This window comes from Cytobacillus solani (assembly GCF_001420595.1).
GTDB lineage: Bacteria > Bacillota > Bacilli > Bacillales > Cytobacillaceae > Cytobacillus > Cytobacillus solani.
Map to the genome: position 1 here is coordinate 1,598,780 of NZ_LJIX01000006.1, position 20,306 is coordinate 1,619,085.

General features: G+C 47.7%; 22 protein-coding genes and 1 pseudogene. 21 read left to right on the forward strand and 2 right to left on the reverse strand.

Annotated elements, in window-relative coordinates:
- Positions 1-5 precede the first annotated feature (5 nt).
- From AN957_RS27640 to dcm, 10 genes and pseudogenes are all read left to right on the forward strand, one after another.
- Complete coding sequence (locus AN957_RS27640) at positions 6-161, forward strand: hypothetical protein (RefSeq protein ID WP_156341134.1); 156 nt, start codon at positions 6-8, stop codon at positions 159-161.
- Positions 162-340: 179 nt separating this feature from the next.
- A complete protein-coding gene (nrdJ, locus tag AN957_RS09780; protein ID WP_056683800.1) occupies positions 341-2,605 on the forward strand; it encodes a ribonucleoside-triphosphate reductase, adenosylcobalamin-dependent in 2,265 nt (754 codons plus the stop codon).
- A 66-nt stretch (positions 2,606-2,671) separates the two neighbouring features.
- Entirely contained in the window at positions 2,672-3,322 is a 651-nt protein-coding gene (locus AN957_RS09785) for a PhoH family protein (protein ID WP_056683804.1), read from the forward strand.
- An 11-nt stretch (positions 3,323-3,333) separates the two neighbouring features.
- Positions 3,334-3,990: a dUTP diphosphatase gene (locus AN957_RS09790; protein WP_082446525.1), complete on the forward strand. Its 657-nt coding sequence runs from the start codon at positions 3,334-3,336 to the stop codon at positions 3,988-3,990.
- A complete protein-coding gene (locus AN957_RS09795) occupies positions 3,987-4,256 on the forward strand; it encodes a hypothetical protein (protein WP_056683807.1) in 270 nt (89 codons plus the stop codon). The genes AN957_RS09790 and AN957_RS09795 overlap by 4 nt, the downstream gene beginning before the upstream one ends.
- 14 nt (positions 4,257-4,270) lie before the next feature.
- Complete coding sequence (gene thyX, locus AN957_RS09800) at positions 4,271-5,059, forward strand: FAD-dependent thymidylate synthase (protein WP_056687132.1); 789 nt, start codon at positions 4,271-4,273, stop codon at positions 5,057-5,059.
- 87 nt (positions 5,060-5,146) lie between these two features.
- Complete coding sequence (locus tag AN957_RS09805; protein WP_245637773.1) at positions 5,147-5,587, forward strand: 3D domain-containing protein; 441 nt, start codon at positions 5,147-5,149, stop codon at positions 5,585-5,587.
- 224 nt (positions 5,588-5,811) lie between these two features.
- The gene (locus tag AN957_RS09815) at positions 5,812-6,705 is read left to right on the forward strand and encodes a hypothetical protein (protein ID WP_056683814.1); all 894 of its coding nucleotides are present in this window, start codon (positions 5,812-5,814) and stop codon (positions 6,703-6,705) included.
- Positions 6,702-7,301, forward strand: coding sequence for an AAA family ATPase (locus AN957_RS09820; protein WP_056683815.1), 600 nt, complete (start codon positions 6,702-6,704; stop codon positions 7,299-7,301). Before AN957_RS09815 ends, AN957_RS09820 begins: the two co-directional genes overlap by 4 nt.
- Before the next feature lie 215 nt (positions 7,302-7,516).
- Positions 7,517-8,728: pseudogene (gene dcm / locus AN957_RS28290) on the forward strand (DNA (cytosine-5-)-methyltransferase).
- Positions 8,729-8,746: 18 nt separating this feature from the next.
- Here the strand turns inward: dcm and AN957_RS09830 are convergent.
- The gene (locus AN957_RS09830; protein ID WP_056683816.1) at positions 8,747-9,112 is read right to left on the reverse strand and encodes a hypothetical protein; all 366 of its coding nucleotides are present in this window, start codon (positions 9,110-9,112) and stop codon (positions 8,747-8,749) included.
- Positions 9,113-9,189: 77 nt separating this feature from the next.
- On the reverse strand, positions 9,190-10,014 hold the full coding sequence (locus AN957_RS09835; protein WP_075209122.1) for an ATP-dependent DNA ligase: 825 nt from the start codon (positions 10,012-10,014) through the stop codon (positions 9,190-9,192).
- A 77-nt stretch (positions 10,015-10,091) separates the two neighbouring features.
- Between AN957_RS09835 and AN957_RS09840 the strand changes: the two genes are divergently transcribed.
- The 11 genes from AN957_RS09840 to AN957_RS09895 all read left to right on the forward strand — a co-directional run bounded on the left by AN957_RS09840 (position 10,092) and on the right by AN957_RS09895 (position 20,290).
- Entirely contained in the window at positions 10,092-10,499 is a 408-nt protein-coding gene (locus AN957_RS09840; protein ID WP_056683818.1) for a sigma factor-like helix-turn-helix DNA-binding protein, read from the forward strand.
- Positions 10,483-11,265: a DNA-methyltransferase gene (locus tag AN957_RS09845; RefSeq protein ID WP_056683826.1), complete on the forward strand. Its 783-nt coding sequence runs from the start codon at positions 10,483-10,485 to the stop codon at positions 11,263-11,265. The genes AN957_RS09840 and AN957_RS09845 overlap by 17 nt, the downstream gene beginning before the upstream one ends.
- The gene (locus tag AN957_RS09850) at positions 11,262-11,774 is read left to right on the forward strand and encodes a hypothetical protein (protein ID WP_056683829.1); all 513 of its coding nucleotides are present in this window, start codon (positions 11,262-11,264) and stop codon (positions 11,772-11,774) included. The genes AN957_RS09845 and AN957_RS09850 overlap by 4 nt, the downstream gene beginning before the upstream one ends.
- On the forward strand, positions 11,764-12,315 hold the full coding sequence (locus AN957_RS09855; protein WP_056683830.1) for a nucleotide excision repair endonuclease: 552 nt from the start codon (positions 11,764-11,766) through the stop codon (positions 12,313-12,315). The genes AN957_RS09850 and AN957_RS09855 overlap by 11 nt, the downstream gene beginning before the upstream one ends.
- Positions 12,316-12,465: 150 nt before the next feature.
- A complete protein-coding gene (locus tag AN957_RS09860) occupies positions 12,466-12,762 on the forward strand; it encodes a BC1881 family protein (protein ID WP_056683831.1) in 297 nt (98 codons plus the stop codon).
- A complete protein-coding gene (locus tag AN957_RS09865) occupies positions 12,759-13,556 on the forward strand; it encodes a hypothetical protein (RefSeq protein WP_056683836.1) in 798 nt (265 codons plus the stop codon). The genes AN957_RS09860 and AN957_RS09865 overlap by 4 nt, the downstream gene beginning before the upstream one ends.
- A 1,269-nt stretch (positions 13,557-14,825) precedes the next feature.
- A complete protein-coding gene (gene terL / locus AN957_RS09875) occupies positions 14,826-16,580 on the forward strand; it encodes a phage terminase large subunit (protein ID WP_056683838.1) in 1,755 nt (584 codons plus the stop codon).
- A 17-nt stretch (positions 16,581-16,597) separates the two neighbouring features.
- Complete coding sequence (locus AN957_RS09880; RefSeq protein WP_056683839.1) at positions 16,598-17,032, forward strand: phBC6A51 family helix-turn-helix protein; 435 nt, start codon at positions 16,598-16,600, stop codon at positions 17,030-17,032.
- Between the two features lie 17 nt (positions 17,033-17,049).
- Complete coding sequence (locus AN957_RS09885; RefSeq protein ID WP_056683841.1) at positions 17,050-18,645, forward strand: phage portal protein; 1,596 nt, start codon at positions 17,050-17,052, stop codon at positions 18,643-18,645.
- Positions 18,645-19,514 carry a phage minor capsid protein gene (locus AN957_RS09890; protein WP_056683844.1) on the forward strand — a complete coding sequence of 290 codons (870 nt, stop codon included), beginning with the start codon at positions 18,645-18,647 and terminating at the stop codon, positions 19,512-19,514. Before AN957_RS09885 ends, AN957_RS09890 begins: the two co-directional genes overlap by 1 nt.
- Before the next feature lie 77 nt (positions 19,515-19,591).
- A complete protein-coding gene (locus AN957_RS09895; protein ID WP_056683846.1) occupies positions 19,592-20,290 on the forward strand; it encodes a phage scaffolding protein in 699 nt (232 codons plus the stop codon).
- Positions 20,291-20,306 lie beyond the last annotated feature (16 nt).

The following is a 20,306-nucleotide window of genomic DNA, read 5'->3' on the forward strand; positions in this document are numbered from 1 at the left end:
CTAGAATGAAACTTTCACGTAGAGAACGCAGAGCAGAAGCGCGCAAAAATAAAACGGCATTCGTGCCGCAGTATAACGGAAAAGCACCGCAATCTTACGAGGAATATTACGGAGTCGGTTACGAGCGATTCAACAATAAATTCGTAACGATCGCGAAATGAGCGTAGCGCAAATCAACCGCAAGCTAATCTACGCACTTGAGCGCGAGCTAGCCGAACTGGACTACGACATTGAGCGTGTAACAGCACGGCGGACAGCGCTACAAGTGCGACGGGCGGAGGTTGTCGCCGGTATTGACGGACTACGAAAAGTGATTACGGAGGAAGAAAGGACGGATTGAATGACGGAATTATTAACGGATAGTTTTATATCGAAATACCCCGATTTTCCATCGCACATGAACGCGCTAGGAAAATTCGTTTACTTCAGGACTTACTCGCGCTTTCTACCGAATAAAGGACGTCGCGAAACGTGGAAGGAAACGTGCAGGCGTGCGACAGAATACAACGTCGGCTTGGCGGTCAAGCACCTTGAAAAGATTGGCTACGCGGTCGATTACGATAAGCATCGCGCCGAAGCCGAGGAATTTTTCGACAGCATGTTTAACCTTCGCCAATTCCTTTCGGGGCGTACGTTGTGGGTAGGCGGTTCAGAAAACGGAGTGGCCGACAAGTACCCACTTGCGAATTTTAACTGCTCGTTCTTGAATATCCGCAGTTGGAGCGACCTTGGCGACCTTTTCTACCTATTGCTCGTCGGCACAGGCGTCGGCTTTAAATGTACGAAGGCTTTCGCGGATGAACTAGCGCCGATTCGGACTAATTTTACGTTGCATAACGAGTCTTACGACCCTGTTGCGAAATCAGAGCGGTTAGAACATACGGAGCTGCGCGAAATCAACGAGACTACTATCGAAATTGTGGTCGGAGATTCAAAGGAAGGATGGGTCGAGTCACTGCGATACTTCTTCGACATTCTGACAGACAAAGGCAGCGAGGATTATACGCATATCATTATTAACTACGATTCGGTACGTCCGAATGGCGAACGCTTGAACACTTTCGGTGGCACAGCGTCGGGACCCGAACCGTTAATGGAAATGTTCGCGGGAATCGAGCGAGTGTTAAAGAACGAAATTGACCCGTCGCTTGCTCCGTTAGATCGTGTTTGGATTTCTAACGGTCCTGCAAGTGTTCCTACCGCATACCAACGAGTCCGCCCAATTCACATTCTCGACATCGGCAATCTTATCGGCAACAACGTCGTGGTCGGAGGCGTGCGAAGAACGGCGGAAATATTCCTTTGTGACGCAGATGACTACGAATCAATTTTCGCGAAATACGGAATCAACGGCGTTTGGAATGAAGCGCAGCACCGCAAAATTATCGAGCAAGTCAAAGCACTAGGTATAACGGAAGTGGCGACAATGCTCGAAGGGCTTGCGCTTAATGACCCGAATGCTCGGCCATTGCATCATCGCAGAATGTCGAACAACTCCGTGGCGTTTACCGAAAAGCCTTCTAGCGAACTATTAAACTTGCTATTCGAAATGATGCAGTCGGAAGGCGAGCCTGGCTTCGTAAATCTCGAAGAAGCACGTAGGCGACGACCTAATGCGGAAGGCTTAAACCCATGTGTAGAAATAATTCTCGACAGTTATGGCGTGTGCAACTTAACGACAGTCAATCTCGTTCAGTTCGTCAAGGAAATAAACGGCGAATATTATATCGACGTAAAGGGACTACTCGAAGCGCAACGGCATTCAGCACGAGCTGGCTTGCGTATGACACTCGCGGAACTAGAATTGTCACATTGGAATGACGTTCAACAACGCGATAGATTACTAGGAACATCGCTTACAGGCGTTAAAGATGCATTCGCAATGATCGATTACACGGAAGAAGAGGAATCGCAATTACTTGAACTTCTCGGTAAAGCCGCGAGAGAAGAGGCGGACAGATATGCGAAAGAGTTGCGTGTAATTTCGCCGTTATTAGTCACGACGGTCAAGCCGGAAGGTACTATTTCGCAAGTGGCTGGCGGAGTATCAAGCGGTTTGCATTGGTCACATTCACCGTATTATATTCGCCGAATCAGAATCAACGCTGCCGACCCGTTAGCGAAAGCAGTACAGGACATCGGTTGGCCGGTTCACGCAGAAGTCGGTACGCCCGGCGAAACGGAAGCTGAACGCATCGCCAATGCGCGAACGCTAGTTATCGACTTTCCTATCGCAAGTGGCGCAACTAAGACGAAGGACGACGTTTTCGCAGCGGAACAATTCGAAACATACTTCCGATTCCAGCGTGATTACACCGAACATAATTCGAGCAATACAATTCACGTCCGCCCGAATGAATGGGGCGAAGTCGAATCGATAGTTTACGAGAATTGGGACGATTTCGTGGGCGTATCATTCCTCGCTTATGACGGTGGTTCGTATCAGCTTGCGCCGTACGAGGCAATTACCCGCGAACAATACGAGGAATTGTCGGTGAAAATGGCGGAGTTCAAGCCGGAAATCTTGCAACGATTCGAAACGGGTAGCGACAGCGACCTTGACGGAATGGACGGTTGCGAGGGTGGAGTTTGTCCGATCAGATAAGCGTAAGTTAGTCGGAGACAGGGCGAGCCAGCATGGGCGCCCGCAAATTAAACGGAGGTGTGACGAATGCCATTACCGTCAAATAATATGCTATTCGGATTTGAACCGTTATTAACCGAGGAACAACGCGCCTATGTCGATTCGATTTTCGATAATCAACTGACGATCGTTAACGCGAAAAGTGGAACGGGCAAGACGACGCTTGCGGTTGCTTGCGCTAAGTTGCTCGGAAAGCCCTTAATCTACACGTTTTCGCCAGTCGAAGAAGGTTCGCTCGGATTTACGCCAGGCACGGTCGAGGAAAAGGAATCGAAGTATACCCAGCCGTTGCTTGACGCGTTGATTGAGATTCGCGAGGACCCGCGCTTTGCGATTAAGAGCGAAAAGAACCCCGATATGATTAACGAAGGGGCGTGGATAATTGCGAAGTCACATACGTTCGTTCGCGGTACGAATATTAAAGATTCGGTGTTGATCGTGGACGAGGCGCAGAACTTCACTCGCGGCGAACTGAAGAAGTTGTTAACACGCGTTCATGATACAACGAAGGTCATCGTAATTGGTCACGATAAGCAAATCGACCTAAAAGACCCTAAGAAAAGCGGCTTTGCGCCTTATATCGAACATTTTCGCGATGAACCGTATGCAAACGTATTGGAATTAACGAAGAACTTCCGCGGCAGATTAGCGCAGCACGCGGACGAATTATCATGGTAGGAGGCGGTCTAATGTTATCAAACGAAGAACAGGAAAAGACATTGGACGATGTCTGGCGTTGGGCTAACGAACAAGATGAACGCAAATCACCCGCAAGAAAGTCGCCAGCAAACGAGTTACCCGTAAAAATCAAACGATTACACGTGGACGCAGTTATTCCGCAATATGCCCGTGAAGGCGACGCAGGCTTCGACTTGGTCGCGGTGAAGGACGTAATTATCGAGCCTGGCGAAACGGCGCTAGTCAAGACGGGGCTGGCGTTCGAACTTCCGCAAGGCTACGAAATGCAAGTCCGCCCACGGTCGGGTGTGACGTTGAAAACGAAGTTACGCGTGCAGCTCGGCACGGTTGACAGCGGATTTAGGGGCGAGGTTGGAGTAATTGTCGATAATATATCGCGCGAAGTTATAAAACATTTCGGCAAAGATGGAAATCTTGAACGAGTGATAATGTCGGGGCAAGCGCTGGCAGTCGTTAAAAATATCGGAGAACAATACGAAGCTATCGGAGAAATCACCGAAGATGGAACGTACATCATTCGAAAAGGCGACCGTATCGCGCAAGCCGTAATTAAGCCGATCGAGCAAGCGGCATTTATCGAAGTTGACACGTTGGGCGAAACGGACAGGGGCGAAGGCGGCTTCGGAAGTAGCGGGGTGAAGGCGTGAAATCGTACGTAATAGTTATCGTTGACGAAATGCCTCGATACCTTCTCACGCCGATTATATCGGAAAATGTCCGAGTTGATTTTGTACGGATTGGTGAAGTAGTACACGGCAGAGTATTCAAAGGAAGTCGGATTAATGTCGTCGTTAATCGGACAAAGTATCGCGAATTAGACAAAGTTGATGACGAGTCTATCGCGAAATGGTGGTCACACGTTAAGCAGGGGCTTGCGAAAGACGTAGAGATAAGGGACGGTGTTATGAAATAATGGCGGAAACTAAAATGAACGTAAAATTACTGGCGCATACCCAATTAAGCGAGGATTTTTACGAAGGGGATTTAGTTGGCACGGACTTTCACGATTATCACATCGACAACGAAGCAACGGACGGTCAAGCGGTCGCCTTGTCCGCAATTCGAACGTGCTACTCACCGAACAAGCCGTCGGAAATCGTCACGTTAGAAGGCGCTAAATATTTCGGCAAGAAAGCGTCCGACGGCGAACAAGGTACGGAAGCCGACCGCCTGTTCCGTATGATTGTCCGGTCGGGTCACACGTCGACCCTCGAGCATCTATCGTTCACTTTCGCGATAGAAGGTGTAAGCCGTGCGTTATTAGCGCAACTCACACGCCATCGCGTGGGATTTTCATTTAGCGTACAAAGTCAGCGATATGTCCGATTCGGTTCGGGCGATCGGTCAGGCGGATTTGATTACGTTGTGCCGGAATCTATTAAAAACGGAGGGACAGCGCCGTCCAATGACGACGAGGGCATTTACGTAACATTTACCGCGCAAGAATATTTCGAGGATGCTATGACGCAATTACAGTACGTATATGATCGTTTAAGAAAAGCCGGTATTCCTGCCGAAGATGCCCGCGCAGTTCTACCGCAAGCAGCCGCAACTAATCTCGTAATGACAGCAAATTTACGTAGTCTGCTAGAGTTCTATGCGAAACGTAAGTCGGGTAAAGGAGCGCAAGCTGAAATAGCACAACTAGCGGAGGAATTAAAGAACGCAGTTATCGCGGTTGAGCCGTGGACGCGACAATTCTTCGAAAGTAAGTAACGAAAGGGTGATTCTATCGGTATTCTCACGAACGCAATCATAACGATGCATTTACTAACCGGCACGCCATCGGCAGTCCACGCAGAATTGACGCCCGATACGCAAATGTGGCGTCAGCAAGCGGCGTGGCTGGACGGTGAACTCGACAAGCAACGCGAAATTAATCAACGCCTACGCGACGAAATTGAACGTCTAAACGCGACGGCATGGCAACCGTTTGAAATCACGGCATACACGGCGGACTGCGCCGAAGGTTGCACGGGTGTCACCGCGACAGGCATTGACGTTACACAGCGTTCACATTACGAAGGCAAACGTGTAATAGCCGCCGACCCAAGCGTTTTACCGATGTGGTCAACGGTGGAACTACGCTTTGCCGACGGACGGGTCGAACAGGCTATCGCGATAGACAAAGGCGGCGCAATCAAGGGGCGCAAGCTCGACTATTTAATCGGTAGTCACAGCGCAGCGGTACGATTTGGTCGGCAGAAGGTCGACGTAAAAATTATCGAAAGAGGGGCGAAGTAAGTGAAAAGTCTAATCGCGAATATATGCGTTAGTATCTTGCGAAAGTTGAACGTGTCGACGCTAATCGGCTATAAAGTCGAAGGTAAATTAACGCAATTAAACGACTACGGACGTATTTACGATAATGAATTGAATTGCAACTACTACTTACCAAACAGGCAAGCTTGGAACGTACCTCAAGGAAAATTCTCGATGACTCAAAAATGTCGTAAGGAGGCGGAATAATGACGAAAATACACGTTATTAAAGACGAGAGTTTGGGCGGAATCGAGCGCGAGTATGTCGAAGTTGATCGGAAGGCGGACGTTGGAGATAAAATTATAATTAACAATAAAGATTTCGGAAACTATGAAAATGGCGATGTATTCACGGTCATAGGCAGGTATGATGAATCCTTAACTTCCTCAAAAGCAATAGGGGTCGATGCTAAGGAGACGGATGTTAGAATTCGCGATTACGAATACCAAACGCTAGAACCGACCGACATCGTCCATATTGACGGCGCAAGGTATCGAATGGTCGAGCGGAAGGCGGAAGTCGGCGAGAATGTATTGATTGTGCACTCCGAGGTTGACGGGTACGGCGTTGGAGACGATTTTGAGGCACTGGCAATCTTTGCGAAAACTATTCGGATTATAGATATCGGAGGGGGAATAAATCACGTAGAACACTATGAATACCGCGTACTTGTTCCAGCAGATAAAGAACTTCTCACCGTTGACGAAGGACTAGTAGGTGTAGACCACTCGCAAGCCAGTCCACAAGTCCTCGACCTACTAGCCAATCTTGCTTCTCGCTTAACTACTCTTGAACAGCACGTAAAAAATCTCGAAGGACAACTCGACGACTTAGTCGACCGTTCTCACCGCAAACTCACCACGATTGAACAACAATTACGCGACACGCAAGCCAACGTCGAGCGACAGGCGGAGGAACTTGCGAAACTAGAAAAACGCGTAGACCAAATAATTACGAATGATCTCGGTTGGAAACAGATGGGGCCGGGTCGAATTCCGAACATTGAGATTAAGGTGAGCGCGATAAAATCGGAAGTGGGAGAAATCGCCGACAAACTCGCTGAATTACTCGATGAAATCGACGGAGGTGTCAGCCGATGAACCACACGCTAGAAGTTTCGCGAAAAGTCACCGTCACCAAAATCGCCCTGACCGGCAAGCTACGGACGGGCAAGGACACCGTCGCGCACCACCTGTTCATTCGCAATAGCTTCCACAAGGTCGCGTTCGGTGACGCGCTCAAGCGAGTGGCGCACGACACTTTTCCATGGGTCAGCGAGTTTTCGAAGCCACGCGCGCTGTATCAGCAAGTCGGACAGCTTATGCGTGAAATTGAGCCGGACGTTTGGATTCGCCATGTCGAACGTCAAGTCGACGCGATTATCAACGTCAACAAGGACATGTGCGATCACGTCGGCGTGATAATCACGGATTTACGCCAGCCGAACGAATACGAGTGGGCGCGATCTAATGGGTTCACGATCATTCGCGTCAATGCGCCGGAAGCTGACCGGCTAGCACGAGCGCAACGAGCAGGCGACGACTTTGCCGCCGAGGACTTAGCGCACGATACCGAGCAGCATGTCGATGGGTTCACGGTCGATTTCGAAGTGGTTAACGACGGGACGGTCGTGGAATTAAAAGCGAAAGTGGATGCGATTATGGCGGAGATTAACGCGAAAGGGGCGGTAAATTGATTCGCAGAATGTTGCGTAAGGAGCGAACTGACTACGGAAAAAGGATGCGAGGACAGTACGAATCGGGCGAATTTTGGGATAGTCGTCACAACATGACGGTACATGCAATTAGACCTGACGAACTGTCGAATACATTGTCAACCGTGTTAAAAGACAATTTGCTAATCGAAATTCATGGCGTTAGTGAGCCGAAAGGGAGCGATAAATTGACGAATATACACGAAGTTTTCGAAGGTAATCCGTTCACATACGTATCCTTATTCAGCGGTATTGGCGGATTCGAGCAAGCACTAAACAAACTCGGTGGCACTTGCATGATGGCGTCCGAAATTGACAAGTACGCAAATCAAGCGTACGAGGTGCTCTACGGACATCCGACGGTAGGCGACGTGACAAAAGTCGAGGCCGCGGACGTCCCCGACCACGACTTACTTGTCGGTGGTTTTCCGTGCCAAGCGTTCTCAGTCGCCGGCAAGCGATTGGGATTCGACGACACGCGCGGAACACTATTTTTCGAGATTGCGAGAATAGCATCGGAAAAGAAACCGAAGGCGCTACTGCTCGAAAACGTAAAAGGACTCGTTTAGCACGACAAAGGGCGTACGCTTGACTCAATCGTTCAAACGTTAAATGACATCGGCTACACGGTCGATTTCGAAGTATTAAATTCGAAGTATTTCGGAGTTCCGCAGAATCGAGAGCGAATATTTATCGTGGCAGTTCGCGTCGACTTAGTCGAACAAGAACCGTGGGTAATAGGCAAACGCACGGACGTTGTAGAGAAAGGTAAACAAAGAATTGGCTCTTTGGCGGGTGTCAAGACGTTTAACTTCGATTATCCTTCGCAAAATGAGGTTGCGACAAGGTTACGGGATATTCTCGAATCGGACGTAGATGAAAAGTTTTATTTATCGGAGGAAAAGACGGCGAAACTGGTGGCGCAGTTGGAAGAAAGAGGCTTAAAAGATACGGACGGAATCGACGTCGCGGGCAACCTTAAACCTCCCACATGTACTCGCATAGGTCAGCGTGACGATGTTTGGAGTGCTAACGGGGTAGCAAGGACGCTTAACGCTACCGATTATAAACAACTCCGACCAATAGCGGAAGTCCGCCCCGTCCTTACGCCCGATCGTTTAGAAAAACGGTAAAATGGACGGAGATTTAAAGACGATGGAGAAGAAGCGTTCACGCTTACGGCGCAAGATAAACACGGCGTGGCTGTCGGCAAGCATCCACGTTACCGCATCCGCAAACTAACACCGTTAGAGTGTTTCCGCCTTCAAGGCTTTCCGGACGTGGCGCACCAAGCGTTAGTCGACGCAGGTATATCGAACTCGCAGCGATATAAAATGGCGGGCAACGCCGTCACTGTAAACGTAATAGACGCGATAGGCAGGCGTCTATTACCGTATTTAGCGAAATAGGCAATCGCTAAAACAACGTCAGTCTTTCGCCAACTCGAACGCATTCCAAAATACCGCACCTTCATCGACGCGGCCTACATGTTCAAATCGCGCTGGCAAGTCGTCGGCACTCAACGCAAGCTTGTCCGCAACCATCTTGCCGGCTTTCACGCCGAGGTAGCCACGCTTGTCAGGGCGTACAGTTTTCGCGTTCGGTACTTTCGCAAGGTCCTGTTTCACCAGCCCGACACGTTTGTTCTCAACGTCAACGCTGACGACAACGGGTGTAAATTGAGTAATCGCAAGGTCGCGTAGTGCCGACGCAGACACGCGCAGGCGGTAAAACTTATCGATTGTAAGGGAAGCGTCGCCACGAGACGACAAATTTAACGGTTCAAAAGCCATCTTAACACGTCCATTCACGTTTATTTAACGCTAGTATAACGCAAAAGAGCGCATAAACGCAATAAAAAAGCCGGCTATCACAACCAGCCGACGAAACTCGGCAAGCGCAACAAACCAGCCTTTGTTAAATTACGATATTTGACGCGACATTTGATCGGCGAGATATACGCAAACTTGTCGTTTTCGCGGGTAACTTGCGCACGGTAAACCTTCGGCTTTTCCTTCGCTGGCACGCCGAGTTCCATGACGCCAAGGTAACGACCGTCCTCGTCAGCGAGCAGCCAGCCGAAGTCCTTTTTCGCGTAACCAATTACGTAAACGTCCGCAAATTGGTAGTTAATCACCTTGAGCCAGTCGTGCGACCGTTTGCCGACTTGGTAACGTGAATCCTTACGCTTTAAAACGATGCCTTCGAGAGCCTGCTCCTTGACTGCTTCGTAATAAGCCACGCCGTTGCCTTCGATAAATTGCGATTTTGCTAGTTGTGTAGAATCGGTCGGCACGAGGTCGGCGAGCATTTCCTTGCGCTCGAACAGCGGTCGGCTAGTCACGCGTTTACCTTCGAGTTGAATAACGTCAAACGCAACGAAAGTAACAGGCGTTTCCCCGGCTTGCTTAGCGCCAGCTTGAAAACGGCTCATGACCGCCTCGAAGTCCGGCTTGCCTGCGCTGTCACTTACGATTAACTCGCCGTCGAGCGTTGTGCTAGGCGGAAGGGCAAGCGAGTGCAATTCGGGAAACTTTGCGGTCAATTCGTTGTTATGGCGCGAGTACATGCGGACTTTGCCCGCAGAATCAACGGAATATATTAAACGGATGCCGTCGAGCTTCAATTCGGCAATATAATCCGAATCGTCGAACGGCTCGTCCGATTTGTGCAATAACATTGGCGAAACAAACACGTAAATCACCTCGCTTTAATTATAACAATTTCGATAGATTAACGGATTAGGAGACTAATGGAAACGGAGGCGGACTAATGGGCGCAATTAGCGAAAAGGAACGACGGCTCGAATCGAAATATCCCGCGCTAGACAATCCGGCGGGCGTCCGCATGCTCCTCGGCGATTACCACGCGTTGAAAGAACGCCAGTATGCCGGCGACTATGACGCGGTCGTAATACTCGTCGACCTGGCAACGGCGATCGAGCGGGCTGGGCTTACGGATAGGCAGCGTGAGGCCCTGCGGTTGGTGTTCGAGGATGACTTATCGCAGGTAGATACAGCGGACATGCTTGGCGTGAGTAAGCAGACGGTCAATCGGTTGGTAAGCGTGGGACTGGCGAAAGTGGCGAGAGTGTTCGAGAGTTGGGCGAGGCAAGGCGAAGGTTACAGTTTAGACGTAAATGAGACGGAAGGGGAGCGACAGAATGACGAAATTCATTAACGAAATATTGACGGGCGATAACGTGGAGATCTTACGTTTAATTGACGATAATTTCGTAGACTTGACGGTTACAAGTCCTCCATATGACGATTTACGCGCATATAACGGGTACACATGGGATCCCGAACTTTTAGCAAATGAACTGTATCGTGTTACGAAAGACGGTGGCGTCGTTGTTTGGATAGTCGGTGACAGGACAGTAAAAGGATCCGAGACGGGCAGCAGTTTTAAACAAGCATTAACTTTCATGGACACTGGTTTTCGTTTACACGATACGATGATTTATATGAAAGATTCTATCAGTTTTCCGGAAACTACTCGATATTATCAGATATTTGAATACATGTTTATTTTCAGTAAGGGATCCCCGAAAACAGTTAATTTAATATCCGACCGGAAAAACAAATGGGTCGGTCATCGGATTAGAGGACGGGAACGACAGGTAGATGGATCCTTGGCAGGTCGTCGGAAAGGGAATCCTGTAAAAGAGTTTGGTGTTAGGTATAACATATGGCAAGTCTCGACCGGGTACATGAAATCTTCGAAAGACGTAATTGCGTATGACCATCCTGCAATCTTTCCGGAATCATTAGCGGAAGATCATATATTAAGTTGGTCGGATCCCGGCGGTATTGTATTGGATCCGTTCGGGGGTTCCGGTACAACAGCGAAAATGGCGAAGATAAACGGTCGTCAATTTATCCACACCGACATTAGCGAAGAATATAACGAAATTGCACGTAGACGATTGGAGGACATCGCATGACATCAAACGAATTCAACGCAAAAATAGACGAACTATGGTCGCAAACAAAAGCGGGCAACCTACCGCGCGAAGAAAGGTTCGTCGCAATCGAACGACTGACGGACAGATATATCACCGCAACAGGCAAACGACCGGATCCATCGCAGCTCGACCGATTGGCGACGCTGTGCTTGTACGAGGAAGTGACGGACGATAGACCTGACAAAATGACGTTAGAAGAATACCCGATTATGAGCGATGAGCAATACGCGAGAAGAACAGAGGGAAAGCACGTAAGGCGGCACGGTAAAGACGGTAAATTGTTACCGAATAAGACAGAGATACCTTTAAATGCTGCGTTTGACTATGGTACGGACGGTAAGAATTATCGTACACCAAAAAGACGCCCACTTTCTACTGATGAGGCGTCGCGTGCAGACGCGAAACTAACGAGAAATAAAGAGAGACGACGTAAATACAATGAATTCATCAAGCCCGGAATAGTGGAGGTGTCTTATATTGGCGATTAGTATTACACTACCTGACGATAAATTAACTTTTAATCGGGTCGAGTATAAACAAGTAAAGGACACACTTAAAATTAAGCCTTCGGGTGTATATTTTCTGTATGACGTGAATGGAGAGTTGCTTTACGTAGGAAAAACTAATAACTTTCGCAGTCGGTTACTTAGTCATTTCCGTGGCAGAGACGTATCTAAACCGTTTTATAGATTAATAGATTCTGTTAAAGTTTATTTTGTAGATGATAACTATGAGCGAGAACTATATGAAACTTACGCTATTAATACCTTTATTCCAACGTTCAACAAGTCGAAAACTTATTACGACGATAAATCAGAAGAATTATTCGAAATTGAAGAACGGATTAGGGAGTTAGAGGAAGAAGCTTCGTCAATTCGTGAAGATATGTGCAGTGACGGTATGATTGACGAGGATTTTGAAGATGATTTGCAATTAATAACAGGTATTTACTTCCTAAATGAAGAAAGGCTGCGCGCAATTGAAAGTGAAATAAAATCACTTAAAAAGAGAAAGGCGCTTACTTTGTGATGATTAGTTATCTTATTAGATGATAATTCCGGATTTTGGTTACTTTTATGCTCGCCATATCGGCGGGCTTTTTATTTTGTCCTAATAGCGTGACTAGGACGTTAAATATAAACGGCACGCAAATTACTCACCGAAAAGGAGACGATGTAAATGGCGGACAATCAGTCACGCGAATTATCAATCGCAGTAAAGGTAGACGTATCCGAAGCACTCACGGGCTTAAAGGCGATCCAGCGCGAGGCAAAGAAAGCTACGCAAGCATTACGGGAGCTAGAGGCGGCACATTCTACTAAATCGCTACATGAAGCGTTGGTGCAACGAGAGGGTGTCGAAGAGTATTTCGTTAATGCGCACGGCGGTTCTGCAAAAATCAGCATTGATAACGGTGCAGAAGGAAGCAATTTTACGGTCGAAGGTCCGGCTAGAATCGTGGTGAATCGCGATTGAGTAAGTGGAGCGTGGTTCACAAGGAAACAGGCGAGATACGCGACTTTGCGGAGTTCCAAGCCGCACGCCAACGTCAAGCCGACGGTTACAGACAACGTCAAGAAGGTCGCAAGCACGACTTTACCTTTACGGACATGGACAATATTCACGAGATCATCGGAAAAATAGACGATAAGCATTGCGGGTACTTGCTATACTTGCAGTGCTTTATTTCGTTTGATGGCGTCCTGGTTAACGCCGACAACGAGAAAACGGCGATGACCAAGGCGGACATTCAACGAGTAGTTGGCCTCAAGAAAACGGCCTTCTACGCGTTTCTATCGAGCATGCTTGCTAACGATATCATTCGCGAAAATGAGGACGGCAAGTACAGCGTCAATCCGGCGTATCACTTCAAAGGCACGATCAACAATCCGAACGTGATTCGCTCATTTACGACAAAGGTGCGCGAGTTATATACGGGGCGCAACGCCAACAAACTCGGCTTTATTTACAAGCTGCTACCGTACGTTCACCAGGAAACGAACACGATTTGCGCCAACCCTTACGTAAAGGACGTCGAGCATATCGCGCAACTGTCGAAAGGGGAAATCACAGCCTTAACGGGCGTCAGCGAAAAGACCGTGTATTCGTACCTACGCAACATGAAGCTAGGCGACGAGTTTGTGTTCGCGGAGATACGACGCGGGAACGAGCGTTATTACAAGTTGAATCCGTTCATCTTTTATCGCAAAAACGGACGACCTGACGCCACGTTGCGCGAGATGTTCCGGCTTGGATTTAGCGGTAAATAGTCGGTCAGCCAAAAGCTATCGGTAAATTTGCGGACAAAATCGGGGGTCTATCGGTAAATTCGCGGACAACTTTCGAAACGCTGTACGATTAGAGCCGCAAGGGATTCAGCCGTTTTAAGGGGCAGAAATGGCGATATTATATCTTAATCTTTAGTAGCGTTAAAACCTTGCGCCTTCGCCTAACGGCTTGCCGCCACGATTCTTTATTTAAATACATTATCGCGAAAAGTAATAATAGTAGCAGACGGTCGAGCGTAAGCGAGGCCGGCCTGCAGCGGTTTTAATCTTTTATCTAAACGGAAAGGAGTGCGTTAATCGAATGTATTACGTTGTTTTACCGAGGTCAATTTTCGTAGGAAGTACGGGTTATGGCGTATGGGATGCCGTAGTAGACGATAGCGGCGATCTAATGTCGTTTGCAACGATAGAGGACGGAAGGAAGTACGGAGAGGCAACCGGTAAGCACTACTTCGTGTTTTCGATTGTTGGTTAACCGTTAGACATTACGCTAACCATTTCGCGGCTTATATTAATAAGAAGGAACGCGGTAAATGGCGGAGGGGCTGCGGTAAACATGCGTAATGCAAGTCGGTGATATCATCCGCGCGGAGCTGCCAGGACAGAAGCCCTTCGAAAACTCACGGGGTCAGCGAGTTGTGCCTGTTTCGCAAACAATTCCGATGATTTATCGCCAATTTTATGCGTATTTATATACACGCAAAACGCCAACGTTTATTCGTAGATTGCGGGAAATAACGATCTACCAAACGGTGGGACACCGCATGGATAGCGGAGTGTATAGGATAGTGCATAAACGGGTAAATCGCGAAATTGACAAACGTTGATATGACGCGGTTTATGCATCGTATGAATTCCCTATAACCACGATTATGTCAACTAGGTATGCATATACAATACAGCGTTATGCGAACGTTTATACAACGAAATGTATAAAGATAATTGTCGTCGTTGTTTGAATTGTTCATACAATTGAAATAATTTAAACCCCCAAACAGCCGTTCGTATTTCAAGAAAATAGACGGTTGAAATTTGCGCAATATTTTTCGAACTCGGGGCGTCAATTTAACGGAGGTGTTTAGCGGAATGCAGAAACGTATACCTTACGACGGTAAAATCGAAAATCTTCGCAAAGGTGAAGTCATATTAACGAAAGAGCAAGCGGTAAAACTATCGCAATCAAGCCCGAAAGCCTGACGGATGCCTAGCGTCGGGCTTTTCGGATACATAAAAGGAAAGGAGGAACGCTAATTGGCGCATATTAACGGAGAATGGCTCGATCGTGACCAACGCCAAGCACGCATTAACATATTATCAGCGCGGCTATCGAAGCTTGCTGCGGTCATAAAAGCCGGCAAAGCAAGCGACTACCACATAGATACTTTTCGCAAGGACAAGGCGGAGCTTGCTAAGTTAAAACGCGTCCACCGAGCGGAAGTTGATGTGGCGTACTTTACTTACGAATACCTGTCCGACCTTCACAACGCGACCAACGACGATAATGTTATTCGCCACGGGGAAAACGGTAAGTTACACGATGACATTGGCGCAATAGCCTCAATTCATCGCGAGTTTTTCGACCTGTGCGACCATGTTAACGTAAATGAACGAAACGCGCGTCTTGCCATCGCAGCAGCACGTGGACACTCAAAGTCCGGCATGTTTTCGAACGCATTTCCGTTGCACCAAGTAGCGTTCCGCAAACGTAAATACATTCTTATTATTTCCGAAACGGACTCGTTATCGAAAAAGCTAGTCGGCTGGATAAACAAGCAGCTAAAATTTAACCGCAAGTTTATCGAGGACTTTGGCGTCCTCATGCACGAATCGTCGAGTCGTAACGAGAAAGACAACGAAGAGGCGTTTATAACGTTATCAGGCACGCTCATTGAAGCGTCATCTTCCGGCAAGCAGTTGCGGGGTAAAAGACACGGAGCATACAGACCTGACCTCGTAATCGTTGACGACCCTTCTTCGCAAAATAACGAAGGTACGAAGGAAGCGCGCGAAAAGTTGATTCACTGGTTTAACTCGGTCGTTGTGCCGATCGGTTCGGCGTCTACCGCAATCGTACTCGTCGGAACAATGGTTAGCGCGACCGGGCTACTGAATCACGTGTTAAAACGAAAGGACTTCAAGTCGTCGTTTCATGGCGCGGTGGTCAGCGAACCGTCAAACCCGAAACTTTGGGAGCAGTATTGCGAAGTGTATGCACGTGCGGAATCGATTGAGGAAGCAAACGAGTTTTATGAAGCGAACAAAGAAGCGTTAGAAAGCGGAATTGTACTCGCATGGCCTTGGCGTTGGTCTTATCGCGCGCTAATGCACGAGAAAGTCAACATGGGTACTCGCGCATATAATTCGGAATACCGAAATCTAGCGTTTAGTGAGGACGAGCAATTTTTCTTACCGGATACATACGCGAAGTATCACTATTACTACGAAAATGAAAGAGCGTATGTTGTCTACGAAGATTTAAAGATTCCAGTTAGCGATCTCTTTATTGTTGGCGCATGGGACATCGCGATGGGCAAGAATAAGCGATCGGATTATAACGCAGTAATTACTGTCGGTAAGCATCAGCCTACCGGCTTAATTTTCGTTCTTGATGAATACGCGTCGAAAGAGCCTGCACATGTTTTCATTGAGTTAATACTCGCGAAAATACGTCAGTTTAAGCATCGAGCGTTTAACGTAGAGACAATCAACGCCTATCATGAGTTTTATCGCCAATTACAAGAGGCAGCGCGAACAGCAGGCTTGTACACATGCCGGATTAACGATATTAGACGGCAGGGGTCGAGCAAAGAGTCGCGTATTGAATCGTTGGAGCCAATGCTGCACAACAAAACGTTAGTGCTAAACGAAAGGCATACGATTCTAATCGATCAAATGTCGCAATACCCATTCGCAGACCATGACGATTCTTTAGACGCCTTACAAATGGCGGTTGATAGTGTTTTTAAACCGAAAGCACGAATAGCAACGAAACCAACTTATTTATAGCGAAAGGAGGCGCAACAATGGCGTCAAAACGACAAAGAGAATTAGAATCGAAACTCACGTCGCAGCAACAGAAGGCGGCTTTTTTATTGGTCGAAAATGACCTGCGCGATAACGCCGACAAGCGTACGCAAGAAGAAATCGCGGAAGAGGTCGGCGTTACTTATAAAACGCTTTGGACATGGCGTAAGCAGAATCGCAACTTTATCGACTATAAAAACGAAATAGCAGACGACTTCCTTGCGGAATACCGAAGTGGCGTATACGGACAATTACTGAAACTTATTAATGGCTCGCAGCCAAGCGTTAAAGCAATCGACTTGTACTTGAAGCGATTCGGGCTATTAACGGAGAAGCAAGTTATCTCGAATGAGGACAGCACAGGCTCGCGAAGCAACGCAGACTTAGTGAAAGAACTTGAAGAACTGGACGATCTTTTGAAAGAAGATGATTAAACGGAAGGGGCGAGGAAATGTTCGGTTTATTTAGCAAGCGCGAAATAGAAAAACGCGCAGAGGCAACGACAACCTATACGTTTAACGCGTTTCAGCCGGGCGAGCAATTTCCGCCGTATGCCGACCGTGAGCGTATTTCGCGACAAAAACGATTGAAGAAGATTTTTCAAGGCAAACAACTCGAGGTTTTCGAGCGGGCAACGGCGTTACTAAAAGATACGCCACACGCACCACAGTTAGAGAAGTTATATATCGCTATTAATCTCGCGGACATTCTCGTCACGAAACCGGCAGACTTGCTCGTTGGCGAACCGCCGATTTTTGAGTCGGGCAAGCCAGACGATAGTCCGCAACAAAAAGCGATTAATAGTTACGTTGAGGAAAACGACCTCGTGCAATTAATTCACGAAAGCACAATCGGAAACGGCTATCGAGGCGACGCATGGATAAAGATACGCTACGGTTATCGCGAAGATTTAACGGAAGTGCGGAAGATACTAAGCGCCGAAGCTTTTGAGGTATACAAGGCGTCATTTAAAGCCGAACCGATAATCGAACACGTCAACCCCGAATTTGTTTATCCGGAGGTATCGCGAGGCAACGTAAAGAGTTTTAAGGCGGTCAATATTTGTACTGTTGAATACGTAGTTAGTACGAAAGAGGAAATTCCGTTCTTAAACGTCGAGCGACACTTGCCTGGTTTTATTAAATATGAACGCTACCGTTTACATGAATACGAAGGCGGAGTCGATACGAGATTTGGCTATCCGTTGCAGACTTACAACATAGGCGAACGAGTGTCTACTGGTCGCGAAGAAGATGTTATCGAAACTGGCGTTCCTCACTTGCTCGTTAAACACATTCCTTATAAATCGGTCGACGACGAGTGGGAAGGGATTGGCGGAATCGAGAAGATGGAAGCGTTATTGGCCGCGATTAATGACCGCGTTGTCCAAATCGACTATATCCTATGGAAACATAGCGACCCAACAGCGTATGGCCCTGATTTAGAAGGTGTGGACGGCAACGCGGCTCGATTCGGAGGTAAATACATTCCTGTTACAAAAGAGGATGCAACACCAGGTTACATGACTTGGGATGGTCAATTAGCGTCTGCGTTTAAAGAACTCGAACTACTAATAACGCTCGCTTTCCAACAGGCAGAAACTCCGCAGTGGCTATTTGGCTCGGTGCTTGGCGAAAACGCCGGTGGAACAGGAACGTCACACACGGACAGTGCGGCAATCAAAGCGCGATTCATGCCGATACTTTCGAAAGTTAAACGAATTCGCACGCATTACGACAAGGCTATTAGGGATGCGTTATGGACGTGCCAGCTACTCGACATTGAACACGGAGACGCCGACTTTGAGCCGGTTTATCCTTCGATCGCGTGGCAAGACGGGATACCAAAGAGTGAGAAAGAACTTGCGGAAATTATGCAGATTCGAACAGGCAATAAGCCGACCATCGACGTACGGACAGCCATCAAGCGACAAGATAACCTTGACGACGAAAAGGCTGACGAAATTATCGATCGGATTGAAGTCGACGAAAAGCAAATTAATGGTTTTGTTGAGCCTTCGGTTTTCAATGACGGCGGTGGGAGTTAATGGCTAACTTTCGCGAAATACCTTCGCCAACTTACGATTACGAGATTCGCAAACTAGTTCGCTACTACGAGGATGCACTACAGTCTATTAATCTCGAACTAATGCGGTTTGACCTAACGAATATGCAACGGGCGAATATTCTCGCCTTGCAAGCAGATGTCGCAGCAATACTTAAGGAACTAAACGGAAAATCATCGGATTGGATAACAAGATATATTCCAGAGGCTGCTACTGACGGTATTGCGCGAACCATTCTATCGCTAGGAGTAGCCGAGACACTTGATGAAGCACGAGCAATCGCAAAGTTTAATAGACTCAATCGCGAACTGGTTAAGGCGGCAGTTGCCGACACGCAGGCTGATTTATTACAAGTTACGCAGAACGTCGACAGGCGCGTTAGAACAGCCATTAGGCAGGTAACCGGCGAAGTATTGCGTTACAACTTAACGCAAGGAATCAACGCTACCCAATCGCTTAAACAAGGTATAATGCGGGATTTGCGTACTAGACTAGGGGAATCGCTAAACACCGGAATTGTTGACGCAGCTAATAGACGATGGAAACCGCATGTATACGTCGAAATGGTCGTCCGAACGAAAATGGCGTCTGCTCAACGAGAAGCGGCGATTAATGAAGGTGTGGCAAACGAAGCATACTACGGTGTGATTTCGCGACATGGTGCGAAGGATATGTGCCGTGTTTGGGAAGGTCGAGTTATTTCGTTAGTTCCTAATGCGCCTGGTGATTTTCCGTACATTGGCGATTTACCGCGACGTGATATTTTCCATCCAAATTGCCGGCATTTAGTGACGCCGTTTCGTCGGTTGGATAATCTACCGGAAGATTTACGTGAACTAAACGGAATTTAACACTTATGACCGAACGTTATGTCATTAAACTAAACGGACAATATGCGCGACGGCGGGTAAACGGTTGGAGGTACGAAATGAAAGACGCAATCAAACGCAAGTTATTATTACCGTTAGATATTCAAATGTTCGCTGATGACGACGACAATCCGAACCCGAATCCGGAGGTCAAGCAGGAGCCGGAAGTAAAAACGGTTACTATGACGCAAGAAGAACTGGACGCGTTAATTGGGCGCGAAAAGGGGCGAGTCAAAAGTAAGTATTCGGACTACGACGAACTCAAAACGAAACTAGCGGACTACGTGAAACAGGCGGAAGAAAAGCAACGTGCCGAAATGACGGAGCTTGAGCGTTTGCAGAAGGACTTAGAAGCAAAGGGCGAAGTCGAGCAGACTCTCGCTAAGCAACTCGAAGAAATGCAGGCGCAAATTAAGCATGAGAAAATTCGCAACGAATTTATTAAGGTTGCTACGAGCAATCAAATCGCGTATCTGGACGACGCTTTCAGTCTCGCAGATTTATCGGCCGTAACAATCGGTGATGACGGGAAAGTTGTCGGAATGGATGAAGCGATTAAAACGCTCGTTGACAATAAACCGTATCTTGTCGCAAAGAAACAAATTAAGCAAATTGGCGAACCGTCAAATGGAACGCATGAAAGAGTCGACAAGACAGCGGAACAGTTACTACAAGAGGCGGCAGAAAAAGCCCGTAAATCGGGACGTAATGAAGATCGTGCCGCATATGCAAAACTTAAACGTGAGTTAGGTCTTTAAAGCTATCGCAAATAAA